We start from the raw sequence: 20,690 nt of genomic DNA on the forward strand, positions 1-20,690 counted from the left end.
TACATGACTGATCGCCTGGCCGGTTTGTTCGAAAGTGCCGTCAGCATGCTTCCGCTGTCGGAGTCAAGGTCCATGGACCTATTCACCGAGATCACAAACTATGACGAATCAGCGTGCGATGCTTGGGTCGGCCGGATCCGGTGTGGCGATGTCGACCGGGTGACTTTGTTCCGTGCCTGGTACTCGCGGCGCAACTTCGGTCAGCTGGCTGGCACGGCGCAGATCTCGATGAGCACCCTCAACGCAAGGGTCCCCATAGGTGGTTTGTACGGAGACATCACCTACCCCGTTACCTCGCCCCTGGCCATCACCATGGGCTTCGCCGCATCCGAAGCGGCGCAGGGCAACTACGCGGACGCGATGGAGGCCATCGAGGCTGGCGCGGTCACCGGTTCGGAGCATCTGGTGTCGTGGCTCAAGGCGGTCATCTTCGGCGCGGCCGAGCGCTGGACCGACGTTATCGATGAAGTCAAGGGTGCCGGGAAGTGGCCGGACAAGTTCTTGGCGGGGGCCGCCAGCGTCGCCCATGGGGTTGCGGCGGCCAGCCTTGGCCTGTTCACCGAAGCCGAGCGCAGACTGACCGAAGCCAATGACTCACCGGCCGGCGAAGCCTGCGCGCAGGCCATCGCGTGGTATCTGGCCATGGCGCGGCGCGGCGCGGGCAACGAGGAAGCCGCGGTGGCACTGCTGGAGTGGTTGCAGACCACGCATCCGGCTCCGAAAGTCTCTGCTGCGTTGAAGGATCCGTCCTACCGGCTCAAGACAACCAACGCCGAGCAGATTGCGTCCCGCTCGGATCCATGGGATCCGACCAGCGTCGTGACCGACAATTCCGGTCGCGAAAAGCTGTTGGCCGAAGCCCAAGAAGAACTCGACCGCCAAATCGGATTGTCCCGGGTAAAAAGCCAGCTCGAGCGGTACCGCGCGGCAACCATGATGGCTCGCATCCGCGAAGCTAAAGGCATGAAAGTTGCACAGCCCAGCAAGCACATGATCTTTACCGGGCCCCCTGGCACCGGGAAGACCACGATCGCGCGGGTGGTCGCCAACATGCTGGCCGGGCTCGGCGTCATCACTGAACCCAAGCTGGTCGAGACGTCGCGTAAAGACTTCGTTGCCGAGTACGAGGGCCAGTCAGCAGTCAAGACCGCCAAGACGATCGATCAGGCTCTAGGTGGCGTGCTGTTCATCGACGAGGCCTATGCGCTCGTGCAGGAGCGCGACGGACGCACCGACCCGTTCGGCCAGGAAGCGATGGATACTCTGCTAGCCCGGATGGAGAACGACCGCGATCGCTTGGTGGTCATCATCGCCGGTTACAGCTCCGACATCGATCGGCTGCTGGAAACCAACGAGGGGCTACGCTCGCGATTTGCCACCCGTATCGAATTCGACACCTACAGCCCGGAAGAGCTCCTCGAGATCGCGAAAGTCATTGCGGCTGGCAATGACTCGACGCTGAGCACGGCTGCCGCGGATGAACTCCTGCAGGCGGCCAAAACGCTGCACGAACGCACGTTGCGCGGCCGTCCCGCTCTCGACATCGCCGGCAACGGCCGATATGCGCGACAATTGGTTGAGGCCTCTGAGCAGTACCGTGACATGCGGCTGGCACAGGGCCTCGACATCGAGGCCCTCGATGTGGACAGACTGCAAGAGATCGACGGCGCGGACATGGCCGAGGCAATCGCCACGGTGCATGCACACCTCAATATGAGAGAGTGAAACATGGGGCTTCGCCTGACCACCAAGGTTCAGGTAAGCGGCTGGCGCTTCCTGCTTCGCCGAGTCGAGCATGCCATCGTGCGGCGCGACACCCGCATGTTCGATGATCCGCTGCAGTTCTACAGCCGCTCGATAGCGCTGGGCATCGTTGTCGCCGTGTTGATCCTGGCCGGTGCCGGCCTGCTGGCCTACTTCAAACCAGCTGGAAAACTCGGTGGCAGCAACCTGCTGACCGACCGCGCGACCAACCAGCTCTATGTACTGCTGTCCGGGCAGTTGCACCCTGTCTACAACCTGACCTCGGCGCGCCTCGTGTTGGGCAGCCCTGCCACCCCCGTCACCGTCAAGTCCTCCGAATTGAGCCAGTTGCCCTTGGGCCAAACCATCGGAATCCCCGGCGCCCCCTACGCCACCCCGGTTTCCGGGGACACTACTTCAACCTGGACCCTTTGCGACACCGTCAGCCGGGCGGGTACCGCTTCCGCCTCGGTCGAGACATCGCTGCTCGTGATGCCGCTGCGGATCGATGCGGCGATCGATCCGATCGAGCCCAACGAGGCGATGCTGGCGGACTATCACGGCCAGACCTGGATCGTCACTTCAAAGGGACGCCACTCGATCGACCTCAACGATCGTGCGCTCACATCGGCGGTGGGCATCCCCATCACCGCCCAGACGGTCCCCATTTCCGAGGGAATGTTTAATGCGCTTCCGGCCAGGGGCCCCTGGCAATTGCCACCCATCCCCGCCGCCGGAGAGCCAAACACCCTCGGGCTTCCGGAAGATTTGGTAATCGGATCGGTGTTTCAAATCCACACCGACAAGGGACCGCAATATTACGTAGTGCTGACCGACGGCATCGCCGCGGTAAATGGCACCACTGCCGCGGCACTGCGCGCCACTCAGTCTCATGGGCTGGTGGCGCCGCCCGCGGTGGTGCCCAGCCTGGTCGTCAGGATCCCCGAACGGGTTTACGCATCACCGCTGCCCGACGAGACCCTCAACCTCATGTCCCGGCCCGACGACCCAGTCTTGTGCTGGGAATGGGAACGTAGCGCTGGGGACCAGGCCCCCAACACAACGGTTCTCACCGGACGCCACTTGCCCATCCCGCCCTCGGCCATGAAGACCGGCCTCAAACAGATCCAGGGCAGGTCAACCGTCTATATCGACGGCGGGAAATTTATTCAGTTGCAGTCACCCGATCCCCGATACGGCGAATCGATGTACTACATCGACCCGGAAGGGGTGCGCTACGGGGTGCCCGACGCCGACGCGGCCAAGGCGCTGGGCCTGGGCATGCCGAAGACCGCACCGTGGGAGATCGTTCGCCTCCTGGTGGACGGTCCGGTGTTATCAAAAGACGCCGCTCTGCTCGAGCACGAAACGTTGCCCTCCGACCCCAATCCCCGAAAAGTTCCAGCTGGGACACCCGGAGCACCTCAATGACGACAAAGAAATTCACCCCAACCATCACCCGTGGCCCCCGACTCACCCCGGGCGAGATCAGCCTCACCCCACCCGAGGATCTCGGCATCGACATCCCGCCGTCGGGCGTGCAGAAAATCCTGCCCTACGTCATGGGCGGCGCGATGCTGGGCATGATCGTGATCATGGTGGCCGGCGGCACCAGACAGCTATCGCCATACATGCTGATGATGCCCCTGATGATGATCGTGATGATGGTGGGCACACTCGCCGGGGGCAGCGGCGGCGGCAGCAAGAAGGTGCCCGAGATCAATGCCGACCGCAAGGAGTACTTGCGGTATCTCGCCGGCCTGCGCGGCCGCGTAACGACGTCGGCCACCTCCCAGGTTTCGTTCTTCGGCTACCACGCGCCCCATCCCGACGATCTTCTCTCCATCGTCGGCACCCAGCGGCAGTGGTCAAGGCCGGCCAACAGCGACTTCTATGCGGCAGCCCGCATCGGGATCGGCGACCAGCCGGCGGTGGACCGGCTATTGAAGCCGGCGGTCGGCGGCGAGCTGGCGGCCAGCACCGCGGCCCCCCAGCCCTATCTCGAGCCGGTAAGCCACATGTGGGTGGTCAAGTTCCTGCGTACCCACGGGCTGATCCACGACTGTCCGAAACTCGTGCAGCTGCGCAGTTTCCCAACGATCGCGATCGGTGGTGATCGACCGGGAGCCGATCGACTGCTGACCGCGATGATCTGCCACCTGGCGGTCTTCCATCCGCCCGACCTGTTGCAGATCCGCGTCCTCACCGAGGACCCCGAGGATCCCGACTGGTCCTGGTTGAAATGGCTGCCACACGTCCAGCACCAGACCGAAACCGACGGGGCCGGGCCGGTCCGGATGATCTCCACGCGCCCGGACGGCCTCGCCGACCTGGCCGCCCGGGGACCCCACGCGCCCGACACCCTCCCCACCGGTCCCTACGTCGTGGTCCTCGATCTGACCGGCGGCAAGGCGGGCTTCCCGCCAGACGGCAGGGCCGGGGTAACGGTAATCACGCTGGGCAACCATCGCGGGTCTGCCTACCGCATCAGAGTGGCCGAGAACGGCACCGCTGACGACCGGCTGCCTGGGCAGCAGTTCCGGCTGGTGACCTCGGCCGCCGACGGCATGACGCCGCAGGAGGCCACCCGCCTCGCCCGCAAGCTGGCCGGATGGTCGATCACCGGAACCATCCTCGACAAGACCCAACGCATCCAGAAGAAGGTAGCGACCGAATTCCATCAGTTGGTCAACGCCAAGAGCGTTGAGGACATCACCCCGGGCCGTTGGCGGATGTACACCGACACTGATCGAGACCGGCTCAAGATTCCGTTCGGTCACGAACTCAAGACCGGCAATGTCATGTACCTGGACATCAAGGAGGGTGCGGAGTTCGGCGGCGGGCCGCACGGCATGCTCATCGGCACCACCGGTTCAGGCAAGTCCGAGTTCCTGCGCACCATGATCTTGTCGTTGGTGGCGATGACCCACCCCGATCAGGTGAACCTGCTGCTCACCGACTTCAAGGGTGGCTCGACATTTCTTGGGATGGAGAAGCTCCCGCACACCGCGGCTGTCATCACCAACATGGCCGAGGAAGCCGAACTCGTCAGCCGGATGGGTGAGGTGCTGACCGGCGAACTGGACCGCCGCCAGTCGATCCTGCGTCAGGCGGGGATGAAGGTCGGCGCGGCCGGCGCGCTGTCCGGCGTGGCCGAGTACGAGAAGTACCGCGAACGCGGCGCCGACCTTCCGCCGCTGCCGACACTTTTCGTTGTGGTGGACGAGTTTGCCGAACTACTGCAGAGTCACCCGGATTTCATCGGCCTGTTCGACCGAATTTGCCGAGTCGGGCGATCATTGCGGGTGCACCTGCTACTGGCCACCCAGTCACTACAAACCGGCGGTGTCCGCATCGACAAGCTCGAACCCAACCTGACGTATCGCATCGCGTTGCGTACCACGAGCTCTCATGAATCCAAAGCGGTGATCGGAACGCCGGAAGCCCAGTACATCACCAACAAGGAAAGCGGTGTCGGCTTTCTCCGGGTCGGTATGGAGGACCCCATCAAGTTCAGCACGCTCTATATCAGTGGGCCATACGTTCCGCCGGCGACCGCTGAAACCAACGGCGATGGCAGCGGACCCAGCACCCAATTCGCCAAGCGAGCCTTGCAGATCCGTGAGTTCACCGCTGCTCCGGTCCTCGAGGAAGCGCTGACACCATGATCCACGCCGGCGGTGCTGCAGCACGAAGCAACGAAAGGGAGCGGCGCTCATGACTGCCGAACCTGAAGTACGGACGTTGCGTGAGGTCATCCTTGACCAGCTCAGTACCGTCGAGTCACGCGCCTACAAGATGTGGTTGCCACCACTGGTTGATCCGACCCCGCTCGACGAGCTGATCGCCCGCGATCGGCGACAACCCCTTCGCTTCGCGCTGGGAATCATGGACGAACCACGCCGTCACCTGCAGGACGTCTGGGGCGTCGATGTATCGGGCGCCGGCGGAAACATCGGTATTGGCGGTGCACCCCAGACCGGCAAGTCGACACTGCTGCAGACGATGGTCATGTCGGCCGCCGCCACGCACTCGCCGCGCAAGGTCCAGTTCTATTGCATCGACCTCGGTGGTGGCGGCCTGATCTATCTGGAGAACCTGCCCCACGTGGGCGGAGTCGCGGGCCGGTCCGAACCCGACAAAGTCCACCGGGTGGTCGCGGAGATGCAGGCCGTGATGCGACAACGGGAAGCCACCTTCAAGGAACACCGGGTCGGCTCGATCGCGATGTATCGCCAGCTGCGTGACGACCCCAACCAGCCTGTCGCCTCCGACCCCTATGGCGATGTATTCCTGATCATCGATGGATGGCCCGCCTTCGTCAGTGAGTTTCCCGACCTCGAAGGGCAGGTCCAAGATCTGGCCGCACAGGGACTGTCCTTTGGTGTGCACACGATCCTGTCCACACCGCGTTGGACGGAGTTGAAATCACGTGTCCGCGACTACCTGGGCACCAAGATCGAATTCCGGCTCGGCGACGTCAACGAAACCCAGATCGACCGCATCACCCGGGAGATCCCGGCGAACCGCCCGGGTCGGGCGGTGTCGATGGAAAAGCATCACCTGATGATCGGGGTGCCCCGGCTCGACGGCGTACACAGCGCCGACAATCTGGTGGAGGCGATTACGGCGGGCGTAGCGCAGATCGCAGCCCAGCACACGGACCAGGCACCTCCGGTGCGAACCCTGCCGGAACGCATCCACCTCCACGAACTGGACCCCAACCCTCCCGGGCCCGAATCCGACTACCGCACCCGCTGGGAGATTCCGATCGGATTGCGCGAATCCGACATGGAAGTGGCCTACAGCCATATGCACTCCAACCCGCACCTGCTCATCTTCGGTGCCGCCAAGTCGGGCAAGACCACCATTGCCCACGCGATCGCACGCGCCATCTGCGCTCGAAACAGTCCCGACCAGGTGCGGTTCATGCTCGCCGACTATCGCTCTGGACTCCTCGATGCGGTGCCCGACACACACCTGCTCTCGGCCGGCGCCATCAACCGCAACAGCGCGACGCTGGACGAGGCCGTCAAAGCCCTGGCCGCCAACTTGAAGAATCGGCTGCCTCCAGCCGATCTCACGACGTCTCAACTGCGCTCGCGTTCGTGGTGGAGCGGATTCGATGTTGTGCTGCTCGTCGACGACTGGCACATGATTGTCGGTGCTGCCGGGGGCATGCCCCCGATGGCGCCACTTGCGCCCTTATTGCCGGCGGCGACCGATATCGGCTTGCACATCATTGTGACCTGCCAGATGAGCCAGGCCTACAAGGCGACCATGGACAAGTTCGTCGGTGCCGCATTCGGTTCGGGCGCTCCAACAATGTTCCTTTCCGGCGACAAGCAGGAATTCCCCTCCAGCGAGTTCAAGGTCAAGCGGCGCCCCCCCGGCCAGGCGTTTCTGGTCTCGCCCGATGGCAAAGAGGTCATCCAGGCCCCTTACATCGAGCCGCCAGAAGAAGTGTTCGCAGCACCCCCAAGCCCCGGTTAGGATTATTTCATTGCCAGCGACGCATCACCCGAGCTGATGGAAATCAAGCCCAGGAGGCGATCACCGGCAGGCCGTTTCGGCGACAACCAAATGAGGATTTGTCCGAAGCGCAAATAAGGGAGAAGAAGCAGGCAAATGGAACAAAAGTCACACGGCGCGGCGATCGCCGACATCGGCACACTATTGAGCGGCAACGCTCGCATTGGTGTGACCTCCGATGCGGCAGCGTTGGCGTCGGTGACCGGGGTGGTTCCAGCTGGAGCAGACGAGGTGTCGACGCAAGCGGCGGCAGCCTTCGCCGCCGAGGGCGCCCAGTTGCTGGCTTCGAGCTCGGCGGCTCAGTGGGAGATCCACCGAGCCGGCGAATCGCCCCACCGTATCGCCCCTAACCCTGCAGAAGTCAGCGACGGCGCAGCCAGCGTCATCGTGTAGAAAATCAGTCACCAGACACGGCGCAACAAGAAGGAGTGATCACCATGCTGTGGCACGCAATGCCACCGGAGCTGAATACCGCTCGCCTGATGGCCGGAGCGGGCCCGGCCCCGATGCTGGCCGCGGCCGCCGGATGGGAGGCTCTGGCAGCCGCCTTGGACGCTCAGGCCGTCGAATTGACCGCGCGCTTGAACTCGCTCGGCGAAGCGTGGACCGGAGGCGGCAGCGAGAAAGCCCTGGCGGCCGCCCTGCCGATGGTGACCTGGTTGCAGACCGCCTCGACCCAGGCCAAGACGCGCGGCCTACAAGCCGGTGCGCAGGCCGCCGCATACATGCAGGCCATGGCCACAACGCCTTCGCTACCCGAGATCTTTGCCAACCACATCACCAACGTGATCCTCAACGCGACCAACTTCTTCGGCATCAACACGGTTCCCATCGCCTTCAACGAGATGGATTACTTCGTCCGCATGTGGAACCAGGCGGCGCTGGCGATGGATGTCTACCAGGCCGAGACGACGGCCAACACGCTGTTCGAACAGCTCGAGCCGATGACGTCGATCCTCGATCCCGCCACTGCACAGAGCATGCCGACTTCGTCGACTCCGCTGCTGGACATGGCGTCACAGGTCACCGGCATACCGAGCAGTGAGCTTCAGCAGACCGCCACGCAGGTCGCCGAGGCGAGTGGCCCCATGCAGCAGCTGGCACAACCGGCGCAGCAGATGACGTCGGCGTTCAGCAACACCGGCAGCTCGGGCAACGGCGCGGACGAAGAAGGCTTCCGGATGGGCCTGCTCGGGGCCGGCGCGCTGTCCAATCACCCGCTGGCGGGTGGGTCAGGCCCGAGCACCGGCGCGGGCCTGCTGCGCGGTGAATCGCTACCCGGCGCCGGCGGGACCCTAACCCGCACGCCACTGATCAGCGAACTCGTCGAAAAGCCGATGGGTCCGTCAGTGCAGCCGGCTGCGGCTGCCGGATCGTCGGCAAGCAGTGGCGCCGCCCCGGTGGGCGCCGGCGGAATGGGGGCAGGAGCTGGCGCCGGTGCTGGCGGTTCGTCGCGGCCAGGCATGGCCGCCCCGGCGACGCTGACCCAGGAGCGGGACGAGGCCGACGAAGACGACTGGGATGACGAGGACGACTGGTGAGCGTCGTCAACACGAACAGACTTCCCGGCCACCCGGGCCGGAAGACTTGCCAACAATTTGGCGAGGAAAGAAAGAGAGAAAGTAGTCCAGCATGGCAGAGATGAAGACCGATGCCGCTACCCTCGCGCAGGAGGCAGGTAATTTCGAGCGGATCTCCGGTGACCTGAAGACCCAGATCGACCAGGTTGAGTCGACCGCCGGTTCGCTGCAGGCCCAGTGGCGCGGTGCGGCTGGTACCGCCGCTCAGGCTGCGGTGGTCCGTTTCCAGGAAGCCGCCAACAAGCAGAAGGCCGAACTCGACGAGATTTCGACGAACATCCGTCAGGCCGGTGTCCAGTACTCCCGGGCCGACGACGAGCAGCAGCAGGCGCTGTCCTCGCAAATGGGCTTCTGATTCCCCTAAAACGACAAAGAAACGGAGCAATACGACATGACAGAACAGCAGTGGAATTTCGCCGGCATTGAGGCCGCATCCAGCGCAATTCAGGGAAATGTCACCAGCATTCATTCCCTTCTGGATGAGGGCAAGCAGTCGCTGACCAAGCTGTCCGCAGCCTGGGGCGGTAGCGGTTCGGAGGCCTACCGGGGTGTGCAGCAGAAGTGGGACTCCACCGCGCAGGAGCTCAACAACTCGCTGCAGAACCTGGCTCGCACCATCAGCGAGGCCGGTCAGGCAATGTCCTCCACCGAGGGCAACGTCACGGGGATGTTTGCTTAATCCCCCCTCTCGTTCGCGTAGAATACCGAAGCACGAGATCGGGGCGAGTTTCAACCTTTCGGAATCTCGCCCCTTCTCGTGCTTCGTTTTATTGGCGAACTTCTGAGAGGTTCCTATGCCGGCGGACTACGACGAGCTATTTCGGCCCGCCGAGGGTTCCGGACCTCCAGATGATGAAACTGGGCAAACATTCTTTGATCCTGGTACCGCGTATCCGCCGCCCGTAAAACCCAACGGCGACGGGAAGTCGGCGCCTAAGGACTGGCCGCGCGCATTTCCGCCGGCCGAAGAAGCGTCGCCGTCAGACTCGGCAGAGCCGACAGCTGGCCCCGCCAAGTCGCCGTTGCCCCCCATGCCCATCGGCGGGCCTGCGCCGACACCCCCAGAACCACCACCGGCCCCCCCGGAGCTACCACCGGCACCCCCGGAACCGCCACCGGCTCGTCCGGAGGCACCTCCGCAAGCGCCGACAGCCGAGGCTGAACCTCCGGACGAGGCAATACCCGTTAGCGGGCCCCCGCCTGGCAGCAAGTCGCCGCTGCCTCCGATGCCTATCGGTGGGCCGCCACCGGCATCTCCGGAGCTACCTGCGGCTCCACCGGAACCGACGGCGCCAGCAGTGCCACCGCAGCCGCCGGAGGCTGCTGCACAACCGCCGCAGGCCGTCGAGGAACAGGCCCACGCAACCGCCGAACCCCCAGCGGCACCAAAACCGCCGCGTCCCCCCATGCCCATCGGCGGGCCCCCACCCACACCCCCGGCCGCACCGGAACCACAACAGGGCGCGCCGCAACCACACCAGGACATAGAAGAAGAACCGAAACCGGCGGCCGCCGAAGCCCCAGCGGCACCACCGAAATCACCGCTACCGCCCATGCCGGTCAGCGGACCGCCACCGGAGCCGCCCGAACTGCCGCCGGCTCCACCGGAACCGACGGCCGCAGCAGTGCCACCGCAGCCGCCGGACGCTGCTGCACAACCGCCGCAGGCCGGCGAGGAACGGGCCCACGCAACCGCCGAACCCCCAGCGGCACCAAAACCGCCGCGTCCCCCCATGCCCATCGGCGGGCCCCCACCCACACCGGAACCACAGCATGGCGCGCCGCAACCACACCAGGACATAGAAGAAGAACCGAAACCGGCGGCCGCCGAAGCCCCAGCGGCACCACCGAAATCACCGCGGCCTCCCATGCCGGTCAACGGGCCGGCACCCACCCGGCCCGAGCCACCGCTACCACCGGGCCCCCCGCGTCGCCGCGCTCAACCGCCAGCGGCGCCACCGAACCAGCCCGGGCAACCGAAGCCCATCAGCGGACACCCGCCGCCCCCACCGAGGCCAGCGGCGTTCGCACCCCCAGCACGCGGCGCCACGCCAAACCGGCATGAATCGGCCGAACCTCCGCCACCGCGCCGGGTCCGGATCGGTGGCCCGCCTCAGCCTCCAGGGCCACCAGAGGCTGAATCCGAGGCTCCTCGGCACTCGCGGCATGCCCGAAGGACGCATCGCTATCGGCCCGAGCCCGAAACCGATGACCTCGACACGGCGGTACGACCGCTTCCGACACGCGAGCCGATGAGGCGAAACGGACCCGCGGCGGACGAAAGCTCAACCGCGTCCTTCGCGTGGCTGCAGCAGAGCCAACCGACGCTCGATCGGCCGTCCGGACCCATGCCCGCCGCCCCTGGGGCCCCCGTCGAATCCGCGCCGGGTCGCGCTGATGGTCGTAGGGCCAGGCGGCGCGCCGAATCCCGGACTTCGGCCGCTTCGACACCATCTCCGCTGGTACCAACCAGGGCACAACCGCCGGGCCCCACCAGGGCTCAGCCGCCGCGCACCGCCGCCCCGGCTCAACCCGCTACTGAGCCCCTGCCGGACGCCGGCGCCCCGGCCAAGCAGCCAGGGAAGCCGAATAAGCCGGTGCCACAACGGGGTTGGCGGCGGTGGGTTCACGCGGTCACGCGGATAAACTTCGGCCTTTCTCCCGATGAGAAGTATGAATTGGACCTGCGCACGCGGATCGGTCGAAAGCCCCGCGGCTCGTATCAGATCGCGATCTTGGGCCTCAAGGGCGGCGCCGGGAAGACGACCACGACGGTCACTCTTGGCACCACACTGACGCACGTGCGCGGGGATCGGATCCTGGTGCTCGACGCCGATCCGGGCGCCGGAAATCTCGCCGAACGTTCGGGACGTTCGTCGCCATCATCGATTGCCGATCTGCTGGCGGATCCGCGGCTGTCGCACTACAACGATGTCCGCGCACACACCAGCGTCAATGCCGCCAATCTCGAAATTCTCCCCACCGCGGAATACACCTCCGCGCAACGCGGGCTCAGCGGCGAAGACTTGCGATCGGCCGTCGATACCGTGTCGAAGTTCTACAACCTGGTCCTGGCCGATTGCGGGGCAGGGCTATTCGATCCGGTGACACTGGGTGTGCTCGATACCGCCTCAGCGATCGTGATCTTGACTAACGTTTCCATCGACAGTGCGCGCCAAGCCGCAATCGCACTGGACTGGTTGCGCAAACACGGTTACCAGGATTTGGCGAGCCGCGCATGCGTAGCGATAAACCATGTCGCCGTTGGCGAAACCAACGTGTCGGAACAGCAGTTGGTCCGGGACTTTGAACAGCAGCTCCAACCCGGGCGCGTAGTGGTCTTGCCATGGGACCGGCACATCGCGGCCGGCACCGAAATTCATCTCGACCAGCTTGGCCCCGTCTACCGACGACGGGTTCTCGAGCTGGCCGCGGCTCTGTCCGACGATTTTGAAAGGGCTGGACGTCGTTGAGCGCACCTGCAGTTGCCGCCCCCTCCGCCGCCACGGGAACCACCCCACCCAAGCCGGCAACCACTCGGGTCACCGTCCTTACCGGCAGACGGATGACAGATCTGGTGCTGCCCGCGGCGGCACCCATGGAGAGCTATGTCGACGAAACCGTCGCGATCTTGGCCGATCTGCTCGAAGACACTCCCGCGGATGTGCTGGCCGGCTTCGACTTCGAAGCTCAGGGCGTTTGGACGTTCGCTCGGCCCGGATTCCCGCCGCTGAAGCTCGACCAGTCCCTCGATGAGGCCGGCGTTGTCGACGGATCGCTACTGACCTTGGTCTTGGCCAGTCGCACGGAGCGGTATCGGCCCCTCGTCGAGGACGTTATCGACGCGATCGCGGTACTCGACGAGTCGCCCGAGTTCAACCGCACCGCTCTAGAACGCTTCATCGCCGTGGCGATCCCCGTCTTCGCCCTGCCCATCACGGCGGTTGCCATGCGGGCCTGGTGGCAAACCGGGCGCAGCGTGTTCTGGCCGCTGGTGATCGGCCTGATTGGGCTCGCCGCCTTGGCGAGTTCCTTCGTAGCAAAGCGGTTTTACCAAAACTCGCGGCTCGCCGAGAGCTTGCTGGTCACGTCGTACGGGGTCATCGCCGCGGCGGCAGCGATTGCCGTTCCGCTGCCACGCGGGTTCCATTCGCTGGGGGCGCCCCAGCTCGCCGCCGCCGCCACGGCGGTGTTGTTCGTCACCTTGATGACGCGCGGCGGGCCTTACAAGCGTCACGACATCGCGGCGTTTGTCGTGATTACATCGATCGCGGTCATTTCGGCGGCGGTCGCCTTCGGATACGGGTATCAGGAATGGGTGCCGGCCGGGGCGATTGCGTTCGGGTTGTTCGTCGTGACGAACGCGGCCAAGCTCACTGTCGCCGTCGCGCGGATCGCGCTACCGCCCATCCCCGTTCCCGGAGAGACCGTGGACAACGAGGAATTGCTCGATCCCATCACGGCCCAAGACGCGACCAACGAAGAGACACCAACCTGGCAAGCCATCATCGCCTCCGCGCCGGCGTCGGCAGCCCGGCTCACTGAGCGCAGCAAATTGGCTAAGCAGCTGCTCGTCGGCTACGTCACCGCGGGAACGCTGATTCTTGCGGTGGGTTCGATAGCCGTGGTGGTACACGGGCACTTCTTCATACACAGCCTGATTGTGGCGGGTCTGATCACGGTGATCTGTTCGTTCCGATCGCGGCTGTACGCGGATCCGTGGTGCGCATGGGCGCTGCTGGCGGCGACCGTCGCCATACCGACCGGGCTTGCCGTGAAGCTGAGCCTTTGGTACCCGCACTATGCCTGGCTGTTGTTGACCATCTACCTCGCCGCGGCCGTCATTACGCTCATCTCGGTCGGGGCGATGAACCAGGTACGTCGCGTTTCGCCGGTCATGAAACGGGCGCTGGAATTGTTCGATGGCGCGATGATCGCATCAATCGCCCCGCTGCTGCTCTGGATTACCGGTGTCTATGACCTGGTCCGCAATATCCGATTCTGAGTCACCGGCGGGCTACGTCCGGGCGGTCGTGGTAGCGGATCGGCCCGCACCGAAATTGGCGCAATCGGGCTTGTTCCAGGTCGGGTAAAATTTGCTGAATCCACTACGTACAGGAGGGATTCTGCGATGGCTGAGCCTCTGGCCGTCGATCCCGCCCGTCTGATTGCTGCGGGAAGCAAGCTCGCCGAGCTGGTTTTTCCGGCGCCACCAGCGCCGATAGCAGCAACTGGAGGGGATCCGGTTTCGGCTGCAATCAACGACACAATGCCTGGCATCGAGTCCTTGGTGTCCGATGGGATGCCCGGTGTAACCGCCGCCTTGAAACGAACCGCTTCCAGCATGTCGACTGCCGCGGACATCTACGCCAAAGCCGACCAAGCCCTTGGCGATGCACTGACGCAGTACCAATTCGGCGGCGACGGCCAAGCGCTGGGCGCAAGCGGTGCAAACGCTGTGGCACAGAGCCAGACCGTGCAGTCGTTGGCCGCGCCCGCCGCCGGGCTATTGGGCGCGCCCGTGGCGCAAGCATTGGCCGCGCCCGCGACCGGGCTGCTGGGTGCACCCGCGGCCGCGGCGACACAGATCGGCGAGGCGGTCAGCGCTCAGGCGGAAGCCCTCTCGCCCCGTGTGGCCGCCACAATTCCCCAGCTGGTGCAACTGGCCCCGCAGGCCGGTCAGATGGCGCAGCAGGCCTCACCGATCGCGCAGACCATCAGTCAGTCGGCCCAACAGGGGTCCTCGCAGGGCGGCGCAGCGCCGGCACAACTCGTCTCGGACACCAAACCCGACGAAGACGCGGAGCTGGCTGACGAGACCAAAGAGGGCGAAGAAGACGCCGCGGCAGCGGCCGGTGCAGAAGGCGCCGCGGCCGGCCACGCCACACTGGTGAGCGCTCCCGTCGAAAGCACCGGCGGTGGCGAGACGTCGACGGGTTCGGTCTCAGCTCCGATCTGATAATTCGGCGTAAGCCGCGCCCCGATCGGGTGTACGGCGGATACGCGCGGTGTCACCGGCGACATCCAACCTCGGCCGGGCGCCAAATGGGAGCGTGCCCACATCGGGCGCCGTCATACCGGCCAACCCGGGGATCGCGTCCGACCGTGCCGACCGTGCCGACCGTGCCGCCAACATTTCGGTCGCTCGCTGTGTCGCCGCCCGCAGGCTGCTGGCGTTCGAGGAGGTCTTGTTCGCCAACCCGATCAGGGTGGCGGCGGCGGCAACCTGCACAACACCGCATGCGGCGACCGCAATGTGGAAGGACGGGAGCTGGCCCTCGGGCCCCCCTAGTTCCAGGCCAGCACAAACCACCAGCACACCCAGGACTACCGCGATCAGTACCGACAGCCGCTCGCGGGCTTGCTTGACGGCATCGGCTTGGGCGGACACCAGCCCGGCGGTCAGCCGGTCCAGGTCGGCCATCAGCGTGGCGTGCCGCGACTGTGCGAGGTTCTGAACCCAATAGGCCTGCGCCGCATTGCCCCGCCAACCGCCGTCCGGATCAAGGGCGGCGACCTGGGCGCCGACGTCGTCGAACAACGACCCACTGCTCGCCAAGCGATCACCCTGCTCGGGTGGCGAATCTCCAAGCCATCCCCACATGACACCAAGGATGGTCAGGGTCGACGCGCAAACAACGGTTCCTCGGCATAGCTCGTGGGGATTATCGGCCGCCCCCGCTTCCGCTTCTCGCTCAATCTCCCCTACGTCCGATTCGAATCCGTCAAATTGGGTCTCCCATGCGTCCGATTCGAATCCGTCAGGTTCAAACAATCCTGCGTCCGGCTCTAAGTGGGCGAGCAAATCTTCAAAGATTCGGTTATAGGTCGCCGCTTCATCCGGGTGCATGAGACGAAGATTCCTTTCGAGCTATCGTTGTGCCGCCCAGCACGGCTGTCCCGCATCGTCATGTCGAAAACGCTGCTAGGTCGGCTGCACGCCTGTCCGCACGCCGACGCACTCGAGAGCGAACATCGGGTGTTCGCATCTGCTCTGCCGCGCCGAACCGCCCCGTAAGGCACCAGCAATTATCGCCACCGAATTCGCCGGATCTCACACGAAATTCAGGCCTGGATATTTCAGAATCAACTTCTGATATAAATCAGAACTAACTTCTGAAATTGATGGCAGAAGAATCGTGTATGAATTTCGGAATCAACTATAACTTACTTTCGAAAACGCACTGGCAGCGGCCTTGTTCAGGCACGCGCGCAGCGGTGTCGTCTCCACTCGGTCCTGGCGGGGGATCGGATCACTCCGAATTCAGGACGCGTCCGCCAAAGCGTTGGCAAGCAGCCCGGCGACATAACGCCAGTACAGCCAGTCGGCGACCGCGGGCCGCTGGGCTTCAGCGTCTGCCGCGCTGTATGCCTGGTGCAGCGCGATCTCCTGGCAATGTTCGGCATAGGCGCGGAATGCACGCAGGTGCGCGACCTCGCGTCCGGTGGCGTTACTCGTCATCGGCTTCATCAGGTCGAACCAGAACATGTGCCGCTCGTCGTCTGGCGGATTGGCGTCGGCCGGCGCCGGCGGCAGCAACTCCAGCAGCCGCAGATCTTCGGTCTCTGCCAGCTGGGCCGCCGCCGAGGGGTCTACCACCTCGAGCCGCGGACGTCCGGTCATCTTGCCGCTCTCCGGAATGTCGTCGGCTTCCAGGATGATCTTGGCCGCGCCCGCGTCCGAGTTGGCCAATTGTTCGGCCGTCCCGATCACCGCGCGCAGCTTCAAGTCGTGAAACGCCGCCCAACCCTGCACGGCCAACACCGGGTAGGTGGCGAACCGGGCCTGCTCATCGGCCGGGATCGCATGGTCAGCGCTGGCCATGTAGACCTTGTGCGGTAGCTCGACATTCTCGGGTATGTAGGCCAGCCCATAACTGTTGGCCACCACGATGTCGCCGTCGGTGGTCACCGCGGTGATCCAGAAGAACCCGTAGTCGCCCTTGTTGTAGGTGTCGGGCGCGTTCAACGCGGCCGCGATGCGTCGCGCCAACCGCAAGGGGTCCTTCTTTTGACTGCGACGAGACGCCGAAGCGATGGCATCGCGCGCGGCCCGCGCCGCCGAGACCGGAACCATCGGCGATGGCGTAACGGCATCGGGCGCTTCGGACTTTTCTTTTCCGTCCGGCTTGGGTCGCTCCGGAGCCGGACGGGTCGGCGATGCGGTGCGAGCCGCCGCCGGGCGCGGCGCGGCCGTATTGGGGCCCCGGCCGCCCGACTCCACCGGTGCGCGCCCCGAGGCGGCACGCGAGCCGGCACCCGAGGCCGCTGACTGGCTTGTGCTCGAACTCGCTCCGGCCGAGGACAGGCCCGAGCTTGATCCTGCGGACACTCCTCGACCGCCGCCCGGCATCGCGCTGGCGGCAGGTGCGGCCGCGGCCCCTCCCGACGAGTCGTCGCCGTGCGCAGGGCCCGAAGGTCCCGACGGCTGGGTTGACGGTGCCGTGGACGTCTCCGTTGCCGCTGCCGGCTTCACGTGAGCCGGGTCGGTTGACGGCTGCCCCGGCGTGGACGGCGACCCCGGCTGCGATGGCGCGGGCTGCGGACTCGCGCCCGGGTCGGTGGGCCCCGGCTGCGGACCGGGCCCCGGAGCTGGCGCGGGCTGCGGTGCCGGCGCTGGGGCAGGTCCCGGGGCGGGCGCAGGGGCCGGCGCTGGTGCCGGCGCTGGGGCCGGCGCTGGGGCAGGGGTTGGCTCGACCGGCAAGACCGGGGTGTCGGGCTTCCCTGGCTTCGGCTTGCCCGGGGTGACCGGCGTCACCGGCTTGCCCGGGGTGATCGGAGTACCTGGGGTGATCGGAGTACCCGGGATACCCGGGATACCCGGGGTCCCCGGGATACCCGGGATACCCGGGGTCCCCGGGGTAACCGGGTGCGTTGGCCCGCCGGGTGTCGGAACCACCGGAGCACCCGGCTTCGGGTTCACCGGCGTGCCCGGTCCGCCCGGGGTAACCGGCTTGTGCGGGTTGACCGGCGTGGGTTCGAACGGCTTCGGTCCCGGTGGCCTCGGGGCTGGCTGACCTGGCGTCGGCACGGTCACCGACGGAATGCCCGGGGCCGGAGGCGTCACCTGGTGCAGCAGATCCTTGAGCGCATTGTGCGGCGGCTTCCAGTTTCTGGATGCCAGAACCTGCTCAGCGGCTTCGGCCACCAGACCCGAGTTGGCCTCGTGAGCTGAGCGGATCAGGGATGCGATCGCCGCCTTGCGCTCCTCGGGGTCAAGGTCGGCGTTGCCCTCCAGAACCCGTATTTCGCGATGAGCACCGTCCACGTTGTTGTCAATGTTTGCCTTCGCCTCGGCGATCAACCCAGCCACATGCTGGTGCCAGGTAATAACCGTGGCGAGATAGTCCTGCAGCGTGCTCATTTGCTCGAGATTGCCGCCCAGCGCACCGTTGGCCGCACTGGCGGCACCACCGGACCAGACACCACCGTCGAAGACCTCGACCTGCTGGTGCCGGCAGGCGTCCATCACATCGGTAAACAGGTGCAGGACCCGGTTGTACTCGCGAGCCCGGTCGTAGTGGATGTCCTCGTCAGCGTCGGGCCACCCACCCGCCTCGAGCATCCGCCCGGCGTACTCCCCCGTCGGCCTCGGAATACCCATTGCCTACTCTCCTCCCCGCAGCATCCAGGCCGCAGCGACCAGACCTGTCAGGTAGGTACCCGCAGTGGATCGTTGGACCGGCGCGCACACCGCACCGCCGTTGCGCTGGCTTGCGGGCCGCGTCAGCTGGTCAGTGGTACCGGACGTCATGGTTAACCAGCCTAACCGAGGTTAAGACCAGCTAGATGCGCCAATTTGGGGATCGGGACGGGCCGACGGAAATAACACCACAGCACGGCAGACCGCCGTATCGGAGAGATTTCGCGCAGGGTTGAGCCGCGCGCAGAACGACGCAGACGCCGCGACACGAGGCACCACGGCGGTGGCGTCAATGGTCCGCTAGCGCGAACCAACAGCCGCTGACAGGCGCGCCGAGGGGACTGTTTCCACCCCGGCGCAGGGACGGATCAGACCATCCCGTTGTTCATTGTTTGAGACATTGAGGACAACACCGCGGTCAGCTTTTCTCCCGCCGCGTCGTTGTATTTGGATGCGGCGGCCTGGGCGTTCTTCAACGCCTGGTTGACCCGCGCACTAACGACCTCCGCACCAACTTCCTTCAGCAGGCCGTCGTCGATGCGCACAGCGGTGAGCCACTGGTGCCCATTGATCGTCACCTCGACCGTCTCGGTGTCGTCTTTGCCACGGAAATTGCCGGTATTCATTTGGTTCAGCGTTCCGTCCAAGGCCGACTGGAACCGTGCCGCCAACGCCAACACCTGCGCGACTTGGGGGTCCATCTCCATGCTGGTCACCTTGACTCCTTACTGTCCTGACGACTGTCCTGACGGCTACTTGTTGTCCTGACGGCGGCGGTTACCGATTACGGCCTCGGTCCACTCGCGGTCCTCGGTGTAGAGCGCTTCCTCGTCTTGTTGAGCGCCCTTGGACTTGGCGCCGCCCTGGCCCTGGCCAGCGCCGCCCATCGGCATTCCCATGCCGCCTCCGGCCATTCCGCGACCTGCGGCGCCACCACCCTGGCCGGCACCGGCGACGTCCCCTGCCGCGGCCGGTCGCACGGACTCGCCGCCGGCCAGGGCCGCATCACCCATCGGCATCCCGCCGAGACCACCACCGCCGCCGCCCAAAGACATCGGTTTGACACCGAGGCCCTTGGACAGGTTGGACGCCGCCTCGCGACCCGCCGAGGTGAGCTCGGCGGTGTTGACGTCGGGTGTGCCGCCCGCTCCACCGGTGGGCGGAATCATCGGGGGCGTCATTCCCGAGGCCAGCCCGGTGGAACCGTCGCCGGGCGGCATCAAGAAGCCCGGGATCAGGCCCTGCGGTTGCGCGGGTGGCGGCGGGTCGATCTTGATCGCCGCCGGAGGCTTCGGCGGATTCACCGGCTCCAGATCAGCCTTGGTGTTGTATTCGCTCAACACCTTCTCCGAGGTCTCTTGATACTCGGCGTAGAGCTTGATGGCTTGCTCTTGATAGTCCGGGTCTTTCGCCAGTCTCTCGAGTTCGACGATGTCGGCCAGGGTGGGGTGCCCCCGCCTGGCCCACAGCTGCAGTTGCGCCATGAAATTGGCCTGCTTGGCCAGCGATGCACTCAGCTTGGCCATGTGGAGTATCCACTCCTTCTGCTGGTCCATCGAGGCCTCGCAGGCGGTAGCGGCGTCACCCTCCCAGTTCTCGAAGATCCGGAACCGCTTGATGTCGCGTTGCAGGGCCAGGTTGAAGTTGTTCCACCCGTCGGCGAAGTTGACCAACGACGTGCCCTGGTCACCGGATTCGAGCTTCGTCGCCGCGGTCTTGAGGTCGGTGAAGTCTGATTCCCCCGCGGCCGCCACCTTCGGGGTTTCCTCCAGTGAATCGGTCTGGCCGGCGCCGGCGCCGCCCGCAGATTGGGCTTCGACCTCGCCATTGCCGTCGTTATCGAGCGCGGTTGCGGACTCGTCCTCGACCTCGCCATAAGCCGCGGCGGCGTTACGCAGCGACGTCGCCAGACGTTGCCGCTCCCGCTCGCCTGCCTGCAGATATAGGCGGACGTTGTCGGCGGAGACCGCCAGTTGTTCGGCCGCGTTGGTGGCTGCCGTGAGGCCGCACGGTGCCTGGGGCACATCAGTGGGCGGAGTCGCCATCGGCGCCTCCACCTCGTTGGCCCTGTTCAAGATTTCCTGCTGATCCACCGTGACGGTCTGCGGCTGGCTCATGTCGGATCGTCCTCCTTAGTGCTCCATGCCATTATCGTCGCTGAAACGACCGCTTGCTGCACCAAAAAATTTCGC

Annotated in this window: 16 protein-coding genes; 11 read left to right on the forward strand and 5 right to left on the reverse strand. The window is 65.4% G+C overall.

The window, feature by feature from the left end; translation table 11 throughout:
- Positions 1 to 3 precede the first annotated feature (3 nt).
- From eccA1 to CCUG20998_RS27250, 11 genes are all read left to right on the forward strand, one after another.
- Positions 4 to 1,725, forward strand: a complete 1,722-nt coding sequence (gene eccA1 / locus CCUG20998_RS27200) for a type VII secretion system ESX-1 AAA family ATPase EccA1 (protein ID WP_020731135.1) — start codon at positions 4 to 6, stop codon at positions 1,723 to 1,725.
- A 3-nt stretch (positions 1,726 to 1,728) separates the two neighbouring features.
- A complete protein-coding gene (eccB, locus tag CCUG20998_RS27205; RefSeq protein ID WP_020731136.1) occupies positions 1,729 to 3,174 on the forward strand; it encodes a type VII secretion protein EccB in 1,446 nt (481 codons plus the stop codon).
- On the forward strand, positions 3,171 to 5,411 hold the full coding sequence (gene eccCa / locus CCUG20998_RS27210) for a type VII secretion protein EccCa (RefSeq protein ID WP_020731137.1): 2,241 nt from the start codon (positions 3,171 to 3,173) through the stop codon (positions 5,409 to 5,411). The genes eccB and eccCa overlap by 4 nt, the downstream gene beginning before the upstream one ends.
- Positions 5,412 to 5,460: 49 nt before the next feature.
- Positions 5,461 to 7,236 (forward strand): type VII secretion protein EccCb, encoded by a 1,776-nt coding sequence (gene eccCb / locus CCUG20998_RS27215; RefSeq protein ID WP_020731138.1) that lies wholly within the window; start codon positions 5,461 to 5,463, stop codon positions 7,234 to 7,236.
- 135 nt (positions 7,237 to 7,371) lie between these two features.
- Positions 7,372 to 7,668, forward strand: a complete 297-nt coding sequence (locus CCUG20998_RS27220) for a PE domain-containing protein (RefSeq protein ID WP_020731139.1) — start codon at positions 7,372 to 7,374, stop codon at positions 7,666 to 7,668.
- Between the two features lie 44 nt (positions 7,669 to 7,712).
- Positions 7,713 to 8,816 carry a PPE family protein gene (locus tag CCUG20998_RS27225; RefSeq protein WP_020731140.1) on the forward strand — a complete coding sequence of 368 codons (1,104 nt, stop codon included), beginning with the start codon at positions 7,713 to 7,715 and terminating at the stop codon, positions 8,814 to 8,816.
- Between the two features lie 91 nt (positions 8,817 to 8,907).
- Complete coding sequence (gene esxB, locus CCUG20998_RS27230) at positions 8,908 to 9,210, forward strand: type VII secretion system ESX-1 WXG100 family target CFP-10 (RefSeq protein ID WP_012392185.1); 303 nt, start codon at positions 8,908 to 8,910, stop codon at positions 9,208 to 9,210.
- Positions 9,211 to 9,246: 36 nt separating this feature from the next.
- Positions 9,247 to 9,534: a WXG100 family type VII secretion target gene (locus tag CCUG20998_RS27235; RefSeq protein WP_020731141.1), complete on the forward strand. Its 288-nt coding sequence runs from the start codon at positions 9,247 to 9,249 to the stop codon at positions 9,532 to 9,534.
- A 115-nt stretch (positions 9,535 to 9,649) separates the two neighbouring features.
- Positions 9,650 to 12,328: a MinD/ParA family ATP-binding protein gene (locus CCUG20998_RS29400; RefSeq protein WP_020731142.1), complete on the forward strand. Its 2,679-nt coding sequence runs from the start codon at positions 9,650 to 9,652 to the stop codon at positions 12,326 to 12,328.
- Positions 12,325 to 13,860, forward strand: a complete 1,536-nt coding sequence (eccD, locus tag CCUG20998_RS27245; RefSeq protein ID WP_036456805.1) for a type VII secretion integral membrane protein EccD — start codon at positions 12,325 to 12,327, stop codon at positions 13,858 to 13,860. Before CCUG20998_RS29400 ends, eccD begins: the two co-directional genes overlap by 4 nt.
- Positions 13,861 to 13,986: 126 nt before the next feature.
- Positions 13,987 to 14,814 (forward strand): hypothetical protein, encoded by an 828-nt coding sequence (locus CCUG20998_RS27250; RefSeq protein WP_020731144.1) that lies wholly within the window; start codon positions 13,987 to 13,989, stop codon positions 14,812 to 14,814.
- On the opposite strand, the gene CCUG20998_RS27255 is transcribed toward CCUG20998_RS27250, so the two are convergent.
- The 5 genes from CCUG20998_RS27255 to espB form a co-directional block, all read right to left on the reverse strand.
- Entirely contained in the window at positions 14,800 to 15,459 is a 660-nt protein-coding gene (locus CCUG20998_RS27255) for an EspA/EspE family type VII secretion system effector (protein ID WP_231389800.1), read from the reverse strand. The two genes, CCUG20998_RS27250 and CCUG20998_RS27255, sit on opposite strands and share 15 nt — an antisense overlap.
- 660 nt (positions 15,460 to 16,119) lie before the next feature.
- Positions 16,120 to 18,459 carry a secretion protein EspK gene (locus CCUG20998_RS28055; protein ID WP_050674659.1) on the reverse strand — a complete coding sequence of 780 codons (2,340 nt, stop codon included), beginning with the start codon at positions 18,457 to 18,459 and terminating at the stop codon, positions 16,120 to 16,122.
- A 3-nt stretch (positions 18,460 to 18,462) separates the two neighbouring features.
- On the reverse strand, positions 18,463 to 18,609 hold the full coding sequence (locus CCUG20998_RS28060) for a hypothetical protein (protein ID WP_153234315.1): 147 nt from the start codon (positions 18,607 to 18,609) through the stop codon (positions 18,463 to 18,465).
- Positions 18,610 to 18,866: 257 nt separating this feature from the next.
- Positions 18,867 to 19,205: a YbaB/EbfC family nucleoid-associated protein gene (locus tag CCUG20998_RS27280; protein WP_036456807.1), complete on the reverse strand. Its 339-nt coding sequence runs from the start codon at positions 19,203 to 19,205 to the stop codon at positions 18,867 to 18,869.
- Between the two features lie 45 nt (positions 19,206 to 19,250).
- Positions 19,251 to 20,615, reverse strand: a complete 1,365-nt coding sequence (gene espB, locus CCUG20998_RS27285) for an EspB family ESX-1 secretion system-associated protein (RefSeq protein WP_020731149.1) — start codon at positions 20,613 to 20,615, stop codon at positions 19,251 to 19,253.
- Positions 20,616 to 20,690: the final 75 nt, after the last annotated feature.

It is taken from the genome of Mycobacterium marinum (assembly GCF_003391395.1).
GTDB classification, from domain to species: Bacteria; Actinomycetota; Actinomycetes; order Mycobacteriales; family Mycobacteriaceae; genus Mycobacterium; species Mycobacterium marinum.

Excerpts from the sequence above, each read along its gene's own strand:
- eccCb (WP_020731138.1), top strand. The coding sequence starts at position 5,461 with ATGACTGCCGAACCTGAAGTACGGACGTTGCGTGAGGTCATCCTTGAC.
- eccCa (WP_020731137.1), top strand. The coding sequence starts at position 3,171 with ATGACGACAAAGAAATTCACCCCAACCATCACCCGTGGCCCCCGACTC.
- CCUG20998_RS27255 (WP_231389800.1), bottom strand. The coding sequence starts at position 15,459 with ATGTGGGGATGGCTTGGAGATTCGCCACCCGAGCAGGGTGATCGCTTG.
- CCUG20998_RS28060 (WP_153234315.1), bottom strand. The coding sequence starts at position 18,609 with ATGACGTCCGGTACCACTGACCAGCTGACGCGGCCCGCAAGCCAGCGC.
- eccB (WP_020731136.1), top strand. The coding sequence starts at position 1,729 with ATGGGGCTTCGCCTGACCACCAAGGTTCAGGTAAGCGGCTGGCGCTTC.
- espB (WP_020731149.1), bottom strand. The coding sequence starts at position 20,615 with ATGAGCCAGCCGCAGACCGTCACGGTGGATCAGCAGGAAATCTTGAAC.
- CCUG20998_RS27280 (WP_036456807.1), bottom strand. The coding sequence starts at position 19,205 with ATGGAGATGGACCCCCAAGTCGCGCAGGTGTTGGCGTTGGCGGCACGG.
- CCUG20998_RS27225 (WP_020731140.1), top strand. The coding sequence starts at position 7,713 with ATGCTGTGGCACGCAATGCCACCGGAGCTGAATACCGCTCGCCTGATG.
- CCUG20998_RS29400 (WP_020731142.1), top strand. The coding sequence starts at position 9,650 with ATGCCGGCGGACTACGACGAGCTATTTCGGCCCGCCGAGGGTTCCGGA.
- esxB (WP_012392185.1), top strand. The coding sequence starts at position 8,908 with ATGGCAGAGATGAAGACCGATGCCGCTACCCTCGCGCAGGAGGCAGGT.
- CCUG20998_RS28055 (WP_050674659.1), bottom strand. The coding sequence starts at position 18,459 with ATGGGTATTCCGAGGCCGACGGGGGAGTACGCCGGGCGGATGCTCGAG.
- CCUG20998_RS27250 (WP_020731144.1), top strand. The coding sequence starts at position 13,987 with ATGGCTGAGCCTCTGGCCGTCGATCCCGCCCGTCTGATTGCTGCGGGA.
- CCUG20998_RS27220 (WP_020731139.1), top strand. The coding sequence starts at position 7,372 with ATGGAACAAAAGTCACACGGCGCGGCGATCGCCGACATCGGCACACTA.
- CCUG20998_RS27235 (WP_020731141.1), top strand. The coding sequence starts at position 9,247 with ATGACAGAACAGCAGTGGAATTTCGCCGGCATTGAGGCCGCATCCAGC.
- eccA1 (WP_020731135.1), top strand. The coding sequence starts at position 4 with ATGACTGATCGCCTGGCCGGTTTGTTCGAAAGTGCCGTCAGCATGCTT.